Origin of the sequence: Sphaerotilus sp. (assembly GCF_013299175.1) — a bacterium.
Lineage (GTDB): Bacteria > Pseudomonadota > Gammaproteobacteria > Burkholderiales > Burkholderiaceae_C > Sphaerotilus.
In genome coordinates this window covers 23,600-38,957 of record NZ_JAAFKF010000003.1, presented here as the reverse complement: position 1 = coordinate 38,957, position 15,358 = coordinate 23,600, and the positions used below count along the sequence as shown (strand labels likewise).

Sequence of the window (15,358 nt, the reverse complement as noted above, 5' to 3'; positions counted from 1 at the left end):
TCCTCCCGCTCAGCCGGTCCACTGGGACAGGCTGTGTTGCACACCGTCTTGCACGCGCTGCATCTCGCTGCGCAGCACCCCGAGCCGCTGCGTCAGCTCGGCCGCGCCGATCCCCCGCCGCAGCGACTGCTCCATGTCTGCGCACAGCGCCGACAGGCGCAGCGCTCCCAGGCTGTTCGACGACGACCGCAGCGTGTGTGCCACATGCTGCACCGCGGCCGTGTCCAGCCCGAGCGGACCAGGCTCCAGCATCGGCAGCAAGCGGCTGAGCGACGCGTCGAACGCCTGCATCACGCGGCGCACCAACTGGTTGCGCCCGGTCGGATCGAGGTCGTGCAGGCGCTGCAGCGCGGTCGGGTCCAGCAGGGGCGGCTCGTCGTCCAGCGCCAGGAACAGCGTCGGCTCGACCGGGGATTCGGGTTCCAGTGCCGCGAACGCGCCGGGGGCGGTGCGGGCCGCCGCCTCGATGTCCACCTGCCCGCGCCGACCCAGCCGCCCCCCGACGTAGCGCCCCAGCATCGCCAGCAACTGCCCTTGCCGGTAGGGCTTGGACAGGTACGCATCGAAGCCCAGCGCCAGAAACCGCTCCTCGTCGCCCTCCAGCGCATTGGCGGTGACGGCCACGACCGGTGTCTGCGGTGGCGTGATGAAGGTGAAGCGCGTGGTCGGGCCGCGCCGCAGCCACTGCAGCGCCTCCACGCCATCCATGCCCGGCATCTGGATGTCCATCAGCACGAGGTCGAACAGGTCTTCGCACAGCGCGCGCAGGCCCTCCAGCGCCGAACTCGCCACGCGCACGCTGCAGCCCATGCGCTGCAGCATCTGGTTCATGACTTCCTGGTTGACCGGGTTGTCCTCGACCACCAGCACCGACGCGCCCAGTTGCGGCACGCGGACCTCGACCTCCTGGCGCGCCGCCGTGATGCCCAGGATGGCCTGGCGCAGCTCGGCCTTGCGCACCGGCTTGTGGATGAAGCGCACGAAACCCGCTTCCTGCGCCACCCGCACATCGTCGGGCGCGGCCACGGACGACAGCAGCACCAGTTGCGTCTGGCCGATCAGCGCCTCGCTGCGCAACTGACAGGCCAGCGCGATGCCATCCATGCCCGGCATGTGCCAGTCGATCAGCGCCAGATCGAAGGCGGGCTCGTCCGGCGACTGGCCGCGCAGCAGTTGCAGCGCCTGCTCGCCGTCGCCCACCAGCGTCACGCGCAGACCCCAGGCGGTGAGCATGTTCTCCAGCACCGTGCGGTTGGTGGGGTGGTCGTCCACCACCAGCACGCGGAGGCTGGGCATGGCCGTCGCGTCCCCGAACCCCTGGGACAGCGACGCCTCGCCCGTGCCGGCACTCACCGGCAGCGTGAAGCTGAACGCGGAGCCGACACCCGGCTGGCTGCGCACCGTGATGGCGCCGCCCATCAGCTCGACCAACTGGCGCGAGATGGCCAGCCCCAGCCCCGTGCCGCCGTAGCGCCGCGACAGGCCGACGTGGACCTGCGTGAAGGCGTTGAACAGCCGCGGCAGCATGTCGTTGGCGATGCCGATGCCGGTGTCGCGCACCGTGAACACCAGCAGCACCTGGCCCGCCTCGGACGTGGGGGCGTGGTGCAGATCGACGGTGATCTCGCCATGCTCCGTGAACTTGATGGCGTTGGAGACCAGGTTGGTCAGCACCTGGCGCAGCCGCAGCGGATCGGCCACCACCGTCGTCGGCAGCCCGGGCGCCTCGCGGAAACTCAGCTCCAGTCCTTTCTCGTGTGCCCGTGGCGCCAGCAGCTCCAGCGTGTCCTCGACCACGCTGCGCAGCGCGAACTCCGACAGCGCGAGTTCGAGCTTGCCGGCCTCGATCTTGGCGAAGTCCAGCACGTCGTTGATGATCTCCAGCAGGCTCTCGCCGGAGCGGTAGACGGCCTGGGCGAAGCGGCGCTGGCGGTCGTTGAGCGTGGTTCCCAGCAGCAGCTCGGTCATGCCGAGGATGCCGTTCATGGGGGTGCGGATCTCGTGGCTCATGGTCGCCATGAACTGGCTCTTGGCACGGCTGGCGGCTTCGGCGGCGTCGCGGGCCGACTGCAGTTGCAGCTCGCGCTCGCGCTCCTCCGACACATCGTCGATCAGGCCGTAGACGCGGATCTCGCCGTCCTGCAGCACGCGGGTGCGGGTGCGCTGGCGCAGCCACCGCACGCCGCGCTGCGGATGGCGGATGCGGACGGTGACATCGGTGCTGACCGAGTGGGGTTCGTCCAGGCGCTGCTGCTCCAGCAGGGGCGCGTCCTCGGACAGCACCCGCAGCGGCAGCAGCTCCGCGTGCGGCAGCACCTGCGAGGCCACCAGCCCGAGCATGTCGTACACCCGCGCACCGATGTAGAAATAGCTGTCGCGGCGCGGGTCCGTCACGAACACGCCTTCGTCGATCGACTCCACCAGCTCGCGGTAGCGTTCCTCGGACTCGCGCAACTGCTGGGCGTCCCGGCGCTGCTGCGTCACGTCGCGCAACTGGCAGATCACCACCGTCGGCCGCCCCAGCCGGTTGCGCACCGAGACATAGCGGGCGCTGATCACGCGGTCGCCGTCGGCGGTCGGTCGCTCGAACTCGTGCTCGACGGCGTCGTGGCTGCCCACGGCACGGTTCAGGCAGGTCTGCACCCGCTGCTGCACCCCGTGCCCGAGCAGCTCATCCAGATCCCAGCCACCGACCTGCGCGCTGTGGGCCGAGAACTCCAGCTCCGCATGCCGGTTCAGCGAGACCACGCGGAACTTCTGCGCGTCCAGCACCACGAGGCTGATCGGGATGTGCTCGGTCAGCACCGCCAGCAGCGCCCGGCCCTCGTCGATGCCGAACTCGCGCTCCTTGCGGTCGCTGATGTCGCGGCACACGCACACCACCTGCGGCCGGCCGGAGGTCTCATCGACGACCACCTGCCCGTCGATCTCCAGCCAGTAGGGATCGCCCGGCAGCACGTCGTCCCGCCCCCGCCGGGCGACGAACTCGCGCACGAAGTCGTCGCCGCGGGTCAGGCATTCGCGCAGCAGCAGCGCCAGCCGCTGGTCGTCGGCGTCCCCCAGCAGCACATCCCAGAGCGTGCGACCGCAGATCTTGCTGGGCGAATGCCCGGTGGCCTGCACGAAGGCCGGGTGCGCCCACTCGATGACCCCTTGCGCATCCGTGATGACCGCACCCCGCCCGACACGGGCCGCCAGCAACGCCACCCGTGCCAGCCGCTGCGCCGCCAGCTCGGACTCGCGCAGTTGCTCGTCGCGCGCGGCCAGGTGCCCCAGGTGCAGGCCCACCAGCTCCAGCAGTTGCCGCAGGGTGGGGGTGGAGTCGGCCGGGTTGTGGAACTCGATGGCCGCGACCGCGCAGTGGCGGTGGACGACCGGCAGCGCCAGCACTTCACGCACCTCCGCGGGCCGCCACGGCAGTGGTACCGCCGCCGGGGACAGCACCGCCAGCACGGGCCGCAGCACCGCCAGCGCCGTGCCCAGCGGCGCCTCGCTGGCATGGGTGGTGGCCATCTGGCCCAGGTCGATCAGTTCCTCGGTCGGGCTGTCGAGCAAGGCCCAGGGCTGCACCAGCGCCCCCTCCTCGCTCCAGTCGCTCACGCGCAGCAGACACGAGCCACTGGCCCGCAACCACAAGGACAGCACCGGCGCCACCAGGCACAAGCCCTCCTGCAAGGTGGCCGCCAGGTGCAGCCGGCGCGACAGCAACAGTGCCTGCGTCTGGGCCTGCTCGTCCGAGACCGGCGGCAGCGGCGCATCGGCTCCACCACCGGACACCGTGATCAGGCCGTCCTCCTCGGCCAACCGACCGGGGCCTGTGCCGACACAGATGTCGAGCGCCCACGGATGGTCAGTCGTGCGGGCATCGTCGGTCGGAGGCATGGCAGGCGGGCGCGGGGTTGTTCAGATCGGGCGCCCAAGCATAGGTGCAGCCGGACCCCCCTCCGACACGCCGGACGACCCAATCGCGCAATTTCGCCGAAGTCTCGCCCAGGGTGTTCCCCTGCTTGCGACAGCCACCGGACCACAGGAAACCTGTCCCTACAATCGTTGACATGTTGTCACCCCTTGCGTCTGGACTGCCCCCTGCGGTACGCGCCGTCCTGCTGTGTCTGGCGGCGTTGGCGCTGCTGGTGTCGGGCCAGTGGCTGGCGCAGTCGGTGAGCCCGTCCACCAGCCTGGGCCGCCTGGGCGGGGCGGCCGCGCTGCTGGCGAGCAGCCTCGGGGTGGTGGGCTGGTTGTGGCGGCCTGGCCACCCACGCCGAGAAGCCACGCCCGATGGCCTGCGGTTCACCACGGCACAGTCGCTGGCGCTGCAGACACGGCTGCTGCGCGGATTGCCCGGCCCCGCGCTGCTGGTCCGCACCAGCGACGCCGCGCCGCAGCCGCTGGCCTGCAACGCCGCGGCACAGGCCACGCTGCCCGCCGCCGGCACGCCCGCCCTGGCCTGCATGGTGCAGGAGCTGCTCCAGCGCAGCCGTGGCGGGGACAGCGGTGTGCAGTCCCTGGAGCTGCCGGGCGACTGCACCCTGCTGTGGATGCCGCCGTCGAACCCGAACCCGATCCAGACCCCTGCCCCGGTTCCAAACCCTGCGCGCCCCCACGCGCCCGCACTACCGGCCCCCAAGCCGGAGGCCGATGACGACCGCGCAGCCATCGTCTACACCGTCTCGCACGACCTGCGCGCGCCCATCCGCGTCATCGAAGGCTTCACCCGCATCGTCCGCGAGGACTACGGCCACCTGCTCGACCGCGTCGGCAACGACCACCTGGAGCGCGTGCTCGGCGCCGCCACGCGCATGAACAGCATGATCGACTCGCTGCTGGCCTTGTCGCGGCTCTCGACGCAGACGATCGAGCGGGGGCCGGTGGACCTGTCGGCGCTGGCCGCGCAGGTGGTGTCCGAGCTGTGTGCGCAGTCGCCCGAGCGCAAGACGGACATCCACATCGCACCGGGCCTGTGCGCGCAGGGCGACGCGGTCCTGCTGCGCTCGGTGCTGGACAACCTGCTGGGCAACGCTTGGAAATACGCCTCGCGCCGCGAGGTGACGCGCATCGACTTCACCGCCACCCGCACGGCCGACGGGCACACCGAGTTCTGTCTCCGCGACAACGGCGCCGGCTTCGACATGCGCTTTGCCGGCAAGCTGTTCGGTGCCTTCCAGCGGCTGCACGGCGCCACCGAGTTTCCGGGCACCGGCATCGGGCTGGCCTCGGTGCGCCGCATCGTCCGCCGGCACGGCGGCGACATCCGCGCCGAGGCGGCAGTCAACGAAGGCGCACGCTTCTACTTCACGCTGGGCAGCGCGACCGACTCGGCCTGGTCAGAGTGAGCCGGGCAGCGCAAGCTGTTCCAGCGCCTCGACCATCGCCGTGCAGGTCTGCTCCAGGCCACGCCCCTCCTGCGCCGACAGCCGCTGCAGCCGCGCCAGCGCCGGCCCGCGGGCCAGCGAGAAGCGGTGCATGACGATGCCCACGGCCATGGCGACCGGCATGGCCAGCACCACGGCAGCAGGCGCCTGGACCGGCACCTGGGCTGGTGCGGGCACCTCGGCGTGGTGCGAGACCGCCACCGAGTCAAGCGCCGCTGCCACCGCCGGCACCAGTTGGGCCATGTCCAGCGGCTTGACCAGCAGCGCCAGCGCCCCCAGCGCCCGGATGCGCACCAGCGTCGCCTCGTCCGAGAAGGCCGACAGGAACATGAACGGGATCTGCAGCGCCTCGCGCAGGTAGTGCGCCACGTCGTAGCCGCTCATGCCGTCCATGCGGATGTCCAGCAGCGCCAGGTCCGGCCGGTGCTGGCGGGCCAGCAGGATGGCGTCGTCGCCGTTGTCGGCGTCGAGGATCTCGAAGCCCGCGTGGGTCAGCCCATGCACGACCGTGGCCAGCACCAGGCGGTCATCGTCCACCACCAGGATGCGCCCGCGCCGAGGGGCGGCCGGCATTGCGGACATTGCGGACGTGTCAGTCACCGTGGTACTTCCTTGCGGCCGGGGTTGAAAGAAGCAGAAAAGATGCGGGAGCGGCCGTCCTCCGATTGTCTCGCAGGTCGGCGCAGCGCGGTACCGCCCCGCCTCAAGGGGTTGCGTCTGCGCGGCGCACCACCGGCGGCGCCAGCCGCAAGGCAGCCACCACCCGGTCCTCCTGCTGCGTGAAGGCGAGGCTGGCGCTGCGCCGGGGCAGCAAGGCACTCACCAATCCCAGCCCCGACACCGTCGCGGGGCGCCGGTCGAGCCGGAAATCCGCCGGCAGCCGCCCCGGATTGTCGATCTCGACCCGCACCCCGTCCGGCTCCAGCCACAGCCGGCACACGACCACCGCGCCGGCCGGGCTGTGCTTGACCGCGTTGGTGAACAGCTCGTTCAGCGCCAGCGCGATCGGGATCGACTCCGCCTCCGGCAGCAGCCAGCGCCAGCCCGGATCGCCCGCGACGGTCAGCTCGATGGTCCGACCGAAGGTGCGCTGCACCGACTGCGCAATGGCTTCGATGACGTTGCGCACCGCCAGCAGGCCGGTGTTGCCCACCTGCAGCCCGTAGACCTGCGCGATGGCCTGCACCTGCCCGACCACCTCGGCGATGATGGGCTGCACCTGCGGGTAGCGCACCACCGCCTGCTGCATCAGCCCGGCCACGCCCTGCAGGTTGTTCTTGATGCGGTGGTGGACCTCCTGCACCAGCATCTCGCGCCGCGCGATCGCCGCCTCCAGCTCCGCCCGCTGCGCTGCGCGCTGGGTCGTCACGTCGGTGGAGACCATCAGGAGCTGGTGCTGGTCCGAGCGGTCCTCGGTGCGGGCCAGCAGCAGGAAACGCGCATCCCAGACTTCCGTGCGACCGCCGCGTTCGAGGTGGTATTCGCGGGGCGTGACCACCTGCGGATGCGCCAGCGCCTCGTCGATGTCCGACTGCAGGCTCGCCCCCGCCACCGGCGGGTGGAGCTGCACCAGCGAACGTCCCGCCGCCTCGGCCGCCGACACGCCGCACAGCGCCGCCGCCGCCCGGTTGAGCTGCAGCACGCGCAAGGTGGCGGCGTCGCAGACCGTGATCGCCATCGGCGCGGCTTCGATGATGCGCTGCAGCGACGCCTGCGCCTCGGCGATGCGGGCCTCGGCCTGGCGGCGCTGGTCGATGTCCATCAGCGCGAAGGTCATCTCGCGCCCGCCCTGCAGCCCCAGCGTCGCCACCGCGTTGCCCACCACCCAGAAGGTGCGGGCATCGCGCGCCTGGACCCGGCACTCGAACTGCAACGCCTCGCCGTCGCGCAGCTCGCCGAACAGTGGCACCGTCCGGCGAAACGGGTGGTCGGCCTCGTCAGTGGCGACGGCGTGCAGCGGCTGGCCCATGAAGTCGCCCAGATCGCCGCTGAACATGCGGCGGGCCGAGCGGTTGAGCCAGGAGATGCGCCCGCGCTCGTCGGCCGTGACGATGCCGACCAGCACCGAGTCCAGCACCGCCCGCGTGCGATCGGCCTGCTGGCCGAGCACCCCGGCCATGCGCTCGTGTTCGCGGGCCAGGTGGGCCAGTTCGGCCTGCTGGGTCTTCAGCCGCGTGATCTCGGACAGCACCACGATCGCCAGCGGCGTGCGGCCGGCCGGGCCGGTGCGGCGGATGGTGACGGCGTACCAGTGCAAGGCGCCGTCCTCGTCCTGCACCACCACTTCGGTCTCGTACAGCTCGCCCCGGTCGAGCACCGCGTCGAGCCGGTCGAGCGGCTCCTGCGCACCGCCGGCCAGCAAGGCGCGGATGTCACGGCCCACCGCCGCCCCTGGCGCCAGTCCCAGCATCCGCTCGAAGCGGCTGTTGCACTGCGTCAGGAGGTGGCCGCGCACCGACGCGATGCCGGCCGGCGAGCTGTCGAGGATGGTGGACAGCTCGCCGAGCAACTGCTCCGCCCGGGCCTGGGCCAGATCGCGCTCGTCCTCGGCGGAGCGGTCCTCCAGCATGCACATGTAGCGCCGCCGCCCGGCCCGGACCTCGTCGCAGCGCAGCAGCGCCCGCACCCAGCGCGTGCGGCCGTCGGCGTGCGGCAGCGCGCCTTCGCTGCTGACCCAGGCGCCACCGGGCGACAACGGTTGCGCCATCACCCCCTGTGTCCAGTGCAGCAGCGCCCGCAGTGGCGCCGATGCCTCGCCCAGGTCCACCAGCGGCCCGCCCGCCAGTGCCTCGAAGCCCTGGTTGGCCCGCAGCACCAGCCCCCGGTCGTCGAACAGCGCCATGCCCATCGGGCTGAGATCGAACCACTGGTCCAGCTCGCGGGAGAACCGCTCGGCCTGCTCGCGGGCGGCGTGCTCGGAGGTGGTTTCCTGCAGCACCGTCATCACCAGCCGCGGGCCACCCTCGACCCCGGCCACGCGCCCTGCACCGGTGGCGTACCGCGTCGAGCGCACCCAGCGCGCGCGCCCGTCGCGGTCGATGAGGCGTGACTCGCGCAGCGCCGGGCCGGTGGTTTCACCCAGTTCACGGCCCAGGCGTTCGCGGTCTTCCTGGGTGATGCGGCGCTCGTCCTCGGGGCACAGGGCGATCGGGTCGGTGCCGATCAGTGCCTCGCGGGGGTGCCCGGTGAGGGCCACGAAGGCGTCGTTGACATCGAGCAGCCGAAAGGAGGCATCCTGCAGCATGGCCGGAAACGGCGCACTCCACAGCAGCGTGCGCCACTCGCGCAGCGGCCGCTCGACCAGCGGCAGCGGCACGCGCGGGGCTGCCGCACTGCCCCCTCCATCCGGCGGCAGGCACAGCACCCACGGCCCGCTGTCCAGCCGCGACAGCGACGGCGCAGACCCGGCCGTGGCCCCGGCGGGAAAGTGGGCATCGATCCGTCCCCCGGCCAGCACCGCCCGCAGCCGCTCCTGCAGCGGCCGGCCCAGTGCCGGTCCCAGGTCGGCGAGGTTCATGCCGGGTTCACAGGGCAGGCGGCGCAAGGCGGCTTGGTTGGCATGGACCAGCCGCGCCGAGTCGTCGAAGACCAGCACCGACTCGACCAGCGCGTCCAGCAAGGCGTGGGGCAGCTTCATGCTGCCAGTGTAAGCAGCAGGGCCGCCCTGAATCCGCCGAATCAGCCGATCTGGAAGGCGCTGGCCAGCGCGTGCAGCAAGGCGCGGTTCACATGGCGCATCTGGAAGCCGTGCAGCGCCACTTTCTCGCGCACATCGTGGCCGCTGCCGCCTTCGAGCGTCCGCACGAGGTCGAGCGCCGGGAAGTACGGACCACGCTCCTCGACCAGCGCCTGGTAGACATCGTCCGAGACCGGCAGGGTGTGCAGCAGTTCGCTGAACGGACGCTGGAACATCCGGTCGAGCAGAGAGAACACGCCGCAGATGAACATCTCGTTGCGGTGCTCGCCGCTGGGGTGGGTGCTCACCAGCGCCTCCATGAGCAGGCCGCGGCGCACCGCGGCATACATCACCGGCCGCTGGTTCTTGTCACTGCCTCCCGTGGCCAGCAACAAGGCCAGCCACCGCTTGAGCCGCTGGTAGCCCAGCAACATCACCGCCTGCGAGAACGAGGTGACCTCCACCGTGAGGCCGAACACCGGCGAGTTGATGTAGCGCATCAGCCGGAACGCCAGCGTCGGGTCGAATTTCAGCGTGGTCTCGATCTGGCTGAGCGGCGCTTCCTGGTGGACCTGGTTGAGCAGCTCCAGCGTCACCTTCAAGTCCGGCCGCAGTGCCGCGGCACTGGACCGTGCGGCGGGCACGGCCTCGCTCTCGTCCACCGGCCAGCCCAGCACCGCCACCGCACCACGCCGGAACGCCCCCTCCATCTGCTCGATGGTCTGCACGCCTTCCTGGAAGAAGCCGATCGAGCGTTTGACCCCTGCGGGCACCGGACCACCGTCGAGGCGCCGCTCGTCCGCCAGATCGATGATGGCGTACTTGAACGCACCGAGCAGCTCGCGCGGCAGCGGCTGGTCCGGCCGCCCGGACAGCAGCAGCGTCGTGCCGTGCTCCACCAGCGCGAGGATCGAGTCGCGGTGGACGGGATCGCAGGCCATGAATTTCGGCACCTCGACCAGCACGTTCGAGGTCGGCTGCACCATCAGCAGGTCCGCCAGCAACCCCTCGCAGCGCACCGAGAGGACCACTTGTGGCCCGTCGGCCGGCCAGACCTGGCTGACGGCGGTGAGCAGCTCGCCCACGGGCAGCCAGCGGGCGTGTCCCAGTGGAAACACGGACAGCCGCGTGGCCATCACGTTGCGCTGGCTGTCGATGATCGGGCAGTAGCTCAGGGCCACCTGCCCGAGGATAGGAGCATCCGGAGACTGCATGGTGGGGGACACGCGCCGTGTCAGTTGCTGATGTAGTCGAACAGGGAGAGCTTGCGCACCATCGAGTACGACTGGAGCGCGGCCTGGTACGCCGTCTGCTGGGTCGTGAACTCGGAGATGCCCTGGGCCATGTCCAGGTCTTCGGCCTCGGACCGGGTGGACTTGTCGTTCAGGACACGACCCTGGGTGCGTTCGTCGATGCCATCGATGCGGTTCAGGGTTTCGCCCGCGTGGGAGCGGCCCTTCTGCAGGTTGCCGAGCACCTGGTCGAGGTCGCGCAGGCCGTGGTTGAGGGCCTGCGCCTGGTTGCCGGTGCTGGACGCGGTGGTGGTCGCGGCCCCCAGCACGCTGATCACCCGGTCCAGCGCATCGAAGACGCTCAGGTCCGGGCTGGACGGCGCGATGGTGAAGGTATCGCCGGCCGCGGCCTGGCCCGAGACGCTCACCGACATGCCCGGCAGGCCAGCGACGGGCGTGCCCGAGACGTAATCGTGGGTGTTGCTGGCGGCATCGGGCATGGGCGTGCTGCTGCCATCGCTGGCCACGAGGTGGACGCTGTAGCGCGTGGCGGTGTCGAAGGTGACGGCGTAGTGCTGCCCGTCCGCCAGGGTCAGCGCCGCCGGATCGCTGACCTGACCGGCGCCGATCCAGGCCGAGCTGGTCGCCCCCACCTGGCGGCTGGTCTCGAACACGCCGTTGCCACTGCGCGCCTTCAGCCAGAGCGCATCGCCATCGACCGCCAGCGGCAGCTCCTCGGACAGCGAACCGTCCGCGGTCCCGGTGTGGCCCTGGTAGGTGACGCCAGCGCCGGTGTCCACGAACGGCAGGCGGTCGCTGCCCTGCCCGCCGAAGACAAAATGCCCCGCGCCGTTGTCGGTGTTCGCCACCGTCATCAACTGGCCACGGACCTGCTTCAGGCGGTCGGCCAGCAGGGCCAGATCGGCCGGATTGCGCGCCCCGTTGCCCGCCTCGACCACCGTTTCACGGGCGGTCTGCAGCAGATCCACCGCGCTGCCGATCGACGATTCGGCCAGGGACATGGCGTTGCGGCTGGCGCCGACCGTGCGCAGCAGGCCCTCGCTGCGGGTCTGGTCGGCCAGTGCGCGCTCGGCACGGGCGGCGCCGGCCGGGTCATCGCTGGCGCGGTCGATGCGCTTGCCACTGACCAGGCGTGCCTGGGTGCGGGTCAGCTCCTGCTGGCGGTGCATCAAGGCGTCCAGGCCGGTCTGCTGGCTGAGGGCGGAAGCTACGCGGGGCATGGGAATCTCCAGTACAAATCAACGTCAATTCATGACCGACAGCATCGTGTCGAACAGCTTCTGGGCCGTCACCAGCACCTTGGCGGCCGCCTGGTAGCTTTGCTGGAACTGCAGCAGATTGGCCGCTTCCTCCTCCAGGTTCACCCCCGTCTCCGAGCCAAGCTGTTCCTTGTTCCTGGTCGCCAGAGCGCCCGACGCTTGCGACGCGGCATCGGCCCGCTGCACCCGCACCCCCAGCGCCGACACCGTGTGGGCGTACTGGTTGCTGAAGGTCGTGCCGTTGACGGTATTGGCCTTGGCGAGGTTCTGCATCACCAGCGCGTTGGTGTTGCCGGAACCGGCGGCCGTGGCACCCGCCGCCGCCAGCTTGCGCGGGTCGGTCAGCGTGGCGGTGGCGGTCTGGGCTGCGGTGCTCACCGGTTGCAGCAGGAAGCGGTCCTGCGCGGCCGGGGCCGGGGTGCCGACATCGAACGTGAAACCGTCGAGCTGGGCACCATTGTTCAAGCCGGAGAAGACCGTGCCATCCGACAGCCGTGTCACCTGGAAACGGGCGCTGTTGGCCGGATCTTGCTGGAGGGTGTAGTCGCTGGCCTGGAGCTGGGCGCCCTGCCCGGCCACCCGGCTGACGCTGACCTTGGCCAGGAAGGCGCCGCTGCTGTCGCGGGCGTTGGACGCCGCCGCCACCGCCACCGGATCGCCGACACGCAGCAAGGACTGGCCGACGGCGCCGTCGAGGTCGGTGCCCTTGGCGTGCTGGGTGTTGAGGCTGTCGGCCAGGGCGGAGGCCATCAGGCCCAGCTCGGCGCGGGCGTTGCCCAGATCGCTGTTCTGGAACTGGAGCAAGCCCGCCATCGCCCCGCCGCCCAGCGACGTGGCCGACAGCGGTCGGTCCTGGCCGTTCAGCGTGATGGCGATGCCGCGCTGGTCCGGCGCGCCGGGCTGAGGCACGGACTTCAGGGCATGGCTGTCCGCACCCAGCACCACCGGCTGGCCACCACCGACGAACAAGCTCACCGAGCCGTCGGGCTGGCCGTTCTGGTCGCGGTTGTCGATGCGGCTGACGTCGATGTGCTGGCTGAGCTTGGCGATGAGCGCGTCGCGCTGGTCGAGCAGGTCGTTGGGCTGGTCATGGGCGCTGCCGCTGCCGATGAGCTGGCGGTTGAGTCCGGCGATCTGCTCGGTCAGGCCGTTGACCGTGGTGACTTCATCGTCGAGCTGCTGTGCCGTGGCGGTCTGCAGGCTGGCGAGGTGTTCGCCCGTGCTGCGAAAGCGCGACGCCGTGGTCTCCACCGCCGACAGCACGACCTCGCGCACCGCCGCGTCCTTCGGTGCCGCGGCCAGATCGCCAAACGAAGCGAACAGCCTGGATCCCGCCTGCCCCAGCCCCAGCTCGCCCAGGGGATAACCGGCTTCGAGCTGGTGGAGCATCCCGAGCCGGGTGCTGTCGGCCGAGGACTGGGCCTGGCTCTGGTTGGTCTGGGCGGCAAGGAAGCGGTTGGCCGCCCGCTCGACCGTCTCCACCCCCACACCGCCGCCGATGTAGCCCACGCCCAGGTCCTGTCCGACCACCGTGGCGAGCTTGGCCGACTGGCGCGAGTAGCCCGCCACGGAGGCGTTGGCGATGTTGTGGCTGGTCGTGCTCAGTTGGGTCTGGGCGGCGAACATGGCCCGCACGCCCATGTTCAGCAAGGAGTTAGTGCTCATGGCGATCGGCTTGGAGGGCTGGGGAGGCTTGGGGGTTGTCGAGGAGGATCACGCCTGTATATCGGCAGACAACCCCGCACGCCCAAGGCCGCGTTGCAGACGTTGCGTGGTCTGGATCACGCGGGTCAGCTTGGCGGCGTAGTCCGGATCGGTCGCGTAGCCGGCGCGCTGCAGCTCGCGGGCAAAGGCGCTCGGATCGTCGGTGGCGCGGCGCGCGGCGGCGTAGCGGGGGCTGCTGCCGATCAGCCGGGCGTAGTCGCGGAAGCTGTCTTCGTAGGACGCATAGGCACGGAACTGTGCCTGCACCTTGCGCGGCTCGCCGTCGATCACCTCGGTGGTGGTGGCGGTGACGGTCGCCCCGCTCCAGCCGGCACCGGCCTTGATGCCGAACAGGTTGTGCGCGTTGCTGCCGTCACGGCCGCGGAGTTCGTGCCGTCCCCAGCCGGTCTCGTGCGCGGCCTGGGCGAGCATGAAATCGGCCGGGATGCCGCTTTCGGCGGACACCTTGGCCGCTGCCTGCGCCTGGGTGGCGACGAACTGCTGGGCGTTGCTGCCGTAGGGCGTCGCGGCCACGGTGGCCTCGGATTCGGCCGCAGCCGGCTGAATGCGCAGGCCGGGCAGCGGCAGAAAACGCGGCTGTCCCGGCACCGCGTCGGCCGCCGGGGCCACGCCCATCTGCCGCTCCAGTTGCCGCGCGATCGCCGACGCCAGCCCGCCGGGCTGGCCCGACAACTGCATCGCGTACTGCTGGTCGAGCATGTCGCTGCCCATCGCCGTGGCGGAGTTGGAGAGCATGCCGCTGTCCATCGTGGTGGCACGCATGCTTTTCATCAGCTCCTGCATGAACAGGGACTCGAACTGGCGCGCCACCTCCTGGACCGCGTCGGCGGGGTTGCGGGCCGCCGCGCTGCGCAGTGCGTCGAGCGAGGCGCCGCCGGCGGCGAGCTGCTGGGTGGACGACGGGCGTTGCATGGGAATGTCCTCAGATCACTTCGATTTCGGCGGTCAGGGCACCCGCGGCCTTGATCGCCTGCAGGATGGCCAGCAGATCGGCGGGCGACGCGCCCAGCGAGTTCAGCGCCTTGACCACATCGGTCAGTCGGGTGCCGGCGGCCAGTTGCACCAGCGCCCCCCCGTCCTGCTGCATCCGGATGTCGGTGCGTTCGGTCACGGTGGTCTGGCCGCTGGACAGCGGGCCGGGCTGGCTGACCACGGGCGTGGAGGTGATGGACACCGACAGGTTGCCGTGCGCGACCGCGCAGGCGCCCAGCGTCACCGCCTGGTTCATCACCACCGAGCCGGTGCGGGCGTTGACGATGACCTTGGCGGCCGGTGCGGCCTGCTCCAGCGAGAGGTTCTCGATGTCGGCCATGAAGCTCACGCGCTGGTCCGGCGTCGGCGGCATCCGCACACGGATCACGCGGCCGTCCAGCGCCGCAGCCGTGCCAGCGCCAAAGCGGGCGTTGATGACCTTGGCCACCTCGCGGGCGGTGTTGAAGTCGCTGCTGTTGAGGTCGAGCTGGAGCGAATCGCCCTGGGCCAGCGGATTGCCGACGGCGCGCTCCACGGTGGCGCCACCAGGGATGCGGCCGGCCAGCAGGTGGTTGACCTGCACCTTGGAGCCTCCCGCCGACACGCCCGCGCCAGCCACGATCAGGTTGCCCTGCGCCAGCGCGTAGATCTGGTTGTCGGCGCCGCGCAGGGGCGTGCCGATCAGCGTGCCGCCGCGCAGGCTCTTGGCGTTGCCGAGCGAGGACACCGTCACGTCCAGCGGCTGGCCCGGCTGCGCGAACGCCGGCAGCGTGGCCGTGACCAGGACGGAGGCGACGTTCTTGAGCTGCATCCCGGTGCCCTGCGGGATGGTGACGCCGAGCTGCTGGAGCATCGCGTTCAGGCTCTGGGTGGTGAAGGGGGTCTGGGTGGTCTGGTCGCCCGTGCCGTCCAGACCGACGACCAGGCCATAGCCGACGAGCTGGTTGGGCCGCACGCCCTGCACGCTGGCGACTTCCTTGATCCGCACGGCCGCTTGCGCTGGCACCGGCGCGGCAGCACCGACCAGCACCCCCGCGCAACAGCCCAGGCCGACCCACAGCCAGCGCAGACAAGGGTGGTTCAGAAGGTGCATGGCCATGA

Annotated in this window: 9 protein-coding genes; 1 reads left to right on the top strand and 8 read right to left on the bottom strand. The window is 70.9% G+C overall.

Features of this window, described 5'->3' with window-relative positions; translation table 11 throughout:
* Positions 1-9: 9 nt before the first annotated feature.
* Complete coding sequence (locus QZW52_RS01160; RefSeq protein WP_293994220.1) at positions 10-3,882, bottom strand: response regulator; 3,873 nt, start codon at positions 3,880-3,882, stop codon at positions 10-12.
* 173 nt (positions 3,883-4,055) lie between these two features.
* On the opposite strand from QZW52_RS01160, the gene QZW52_RS01155 reads away from it, so the two are divergent.
* Complete coding sequence (locus tag QZW52_RS01155; RefSeq protein WP_293994218.1) at positions 4,056-5,333, top strand: sensor histidine kinase; 1,278 nt, start codon at positions 4,056-4,058, stop codon at positions 5,331-5,333.
* Here the strand turns inward: QZW52_RS01155 and QZW52_RS01150 are convergent.
* The 7 genes from QZW52_RS01150 to QZW52_RS01120 all read right to left on the bottom strand — a co-directional run bounded on the left by QZW52_RS01150 (position 5,325) and on the right by QZW52_RS01120 (position 15,350).
* Positions 5,325-5,945: a response regulator gene (locus QZW52_RS01150; protein WP_293994215.1), complete on the bottom strand. Its 621-nt coding sequence runs from the start codon at positions 5,943-5,945 to the stop codon at positions 5,325-5,327. The two genes, QZW52_RS01155 and QZW52_RS01150, sit on opposite strands and share 9 nt — an antisense overlap.
* Before the next feature lie 130 nt (positions 5,946-6,075).
* On the bottom strand, positions 6,076-9,009 hold the full coding sequence (locus tag QZW52_RS01145) for a PAS domain S-box protein (RefSeq protein WP_293994212.1): 2,934 nt from the start codon (positions 9,007-9,009) through the stop codon (positions 6,076-6,078).
* A 41-nt stretch (positions 9,010-9,050) separates the two neighbouring features.
* The gene (locus QZW52_RS01140) at positions 9,051-10,274 is read right to left on the bottom strand and encodes an EAL and HDOD domain-containing protein (protein WP_293994209.1); all 1,224 of its coding nucleotides are present in this window, start codon (positions 10,272-10,274) and stop codon (positions 9,051-9,053) included.
* An 8-nt stretch (positions 10,275-10,282) separates the two neighbouring features.
* Positions 10,283-11,521 carry a flagellar hook-associated protein FlgL gene (gene flgL / locus QZW52_RS01135; protein ID WP_293994206.1) on the bottom strand — a complete coding sequence of 413 codons (1,239 nt, stop codon included), beginning with the start codon at positions 11,519-11,521 and terminating at the stop codon, positions 10,283-10,285.
* A 24-nt stretch (positions 11,522-11,545) separates the two neighbouring features.
* Entirely contained in the window at positions 11,546-13,225 is a 1,680-nt protein-coding gene (gene flgK / locus QZW52_RS01130; protein WP_293994203.1) for a flagellar hook-associated protein FlgK, read from the bottom strand.
* 48 nt (positions 13,226-13,273) lie between these two features.
* Positions 13,274-14,197, bottom strand: coding sequence for a flagellar assembly peptidoglycan hydrolase FlgJ (gene flgJ / locus QZW52_RS01125; protein WP_293994201.1), 924 nt, complete (start codon positions 14,195-14,197; stop codon positions 13,274-13,276).
* A 10-nt stretch (positions 14,198-14,207) separates the two neighbouring features.
* A complete protein-coding gene (locus QZW52_RS01120; protein ID WP_293994297.1) occupies positions 14,208-15,350 on the bottom strand; it encodes a flagellar basal body P-ring protein FlgI in 1,143 nt (380 codons plus the stop codon).
* Between the last annotated feature and the right edge of the window lie 8 nt (positions 15,351-15,358).

Coding starts and splice junctions, on each gene's coding strand:
- QZW52_RS01120 (WP_293994297.1), bottom strand. CDS start 15,350: ATGCACCTTCTGAACCACCCTTGTCTGCGCTGGCTGTGGGTCGGCCTG.
- QZW52_RS01150 (WP_293994215.1), bottom strand. CDS start 5,945: ATGCCGGCCGCCCCTCGGCGCGGGCGCATCCTGGTGGTGGACGATGAC.
- flgL (WP_293994206.1), bottom strand. CDS start 11,521: ATGCCCCGCGTAGCTTCCGCCCTCAGCCAGCAGACCGGCCTGGACGCC.
- QZW52_RS01160 (WP_293994220.1), bottom strand. CDS start 3,882: ATGCCTCCGACCGACGATGCCCGCACGACTGACCATCCGTGGGCGCTC.
- flgK (WP_293994203.1), bottom strand. CDS start 13,225: ATGAGCACTAACTCCTTGCTGAACATGGGCGTGCGGGCCATGTTCGCC.
- QZW52_RS01155 (WP_293994218.1), top strand. CDS start 4,056: ATGTTGTCACCCCTTGCGTCTGGACTGCCCCCTGCGGTACGCGCCGTC.
- flgJ (WP_293994201.1), bottom strand. CDS start 14,197: ATGCAACGCCCGTCGTCCACCCAGCAGCTCGCCGCCGGCGGCGCCTCG.
- QZW52_RS01145 (WP_293994212.1), bottom strand. CDS start 9,009: ATGAAGCTGCCCCACGCCTTGCTGGACGCGCTGGTCGAGTCGGTGCTG.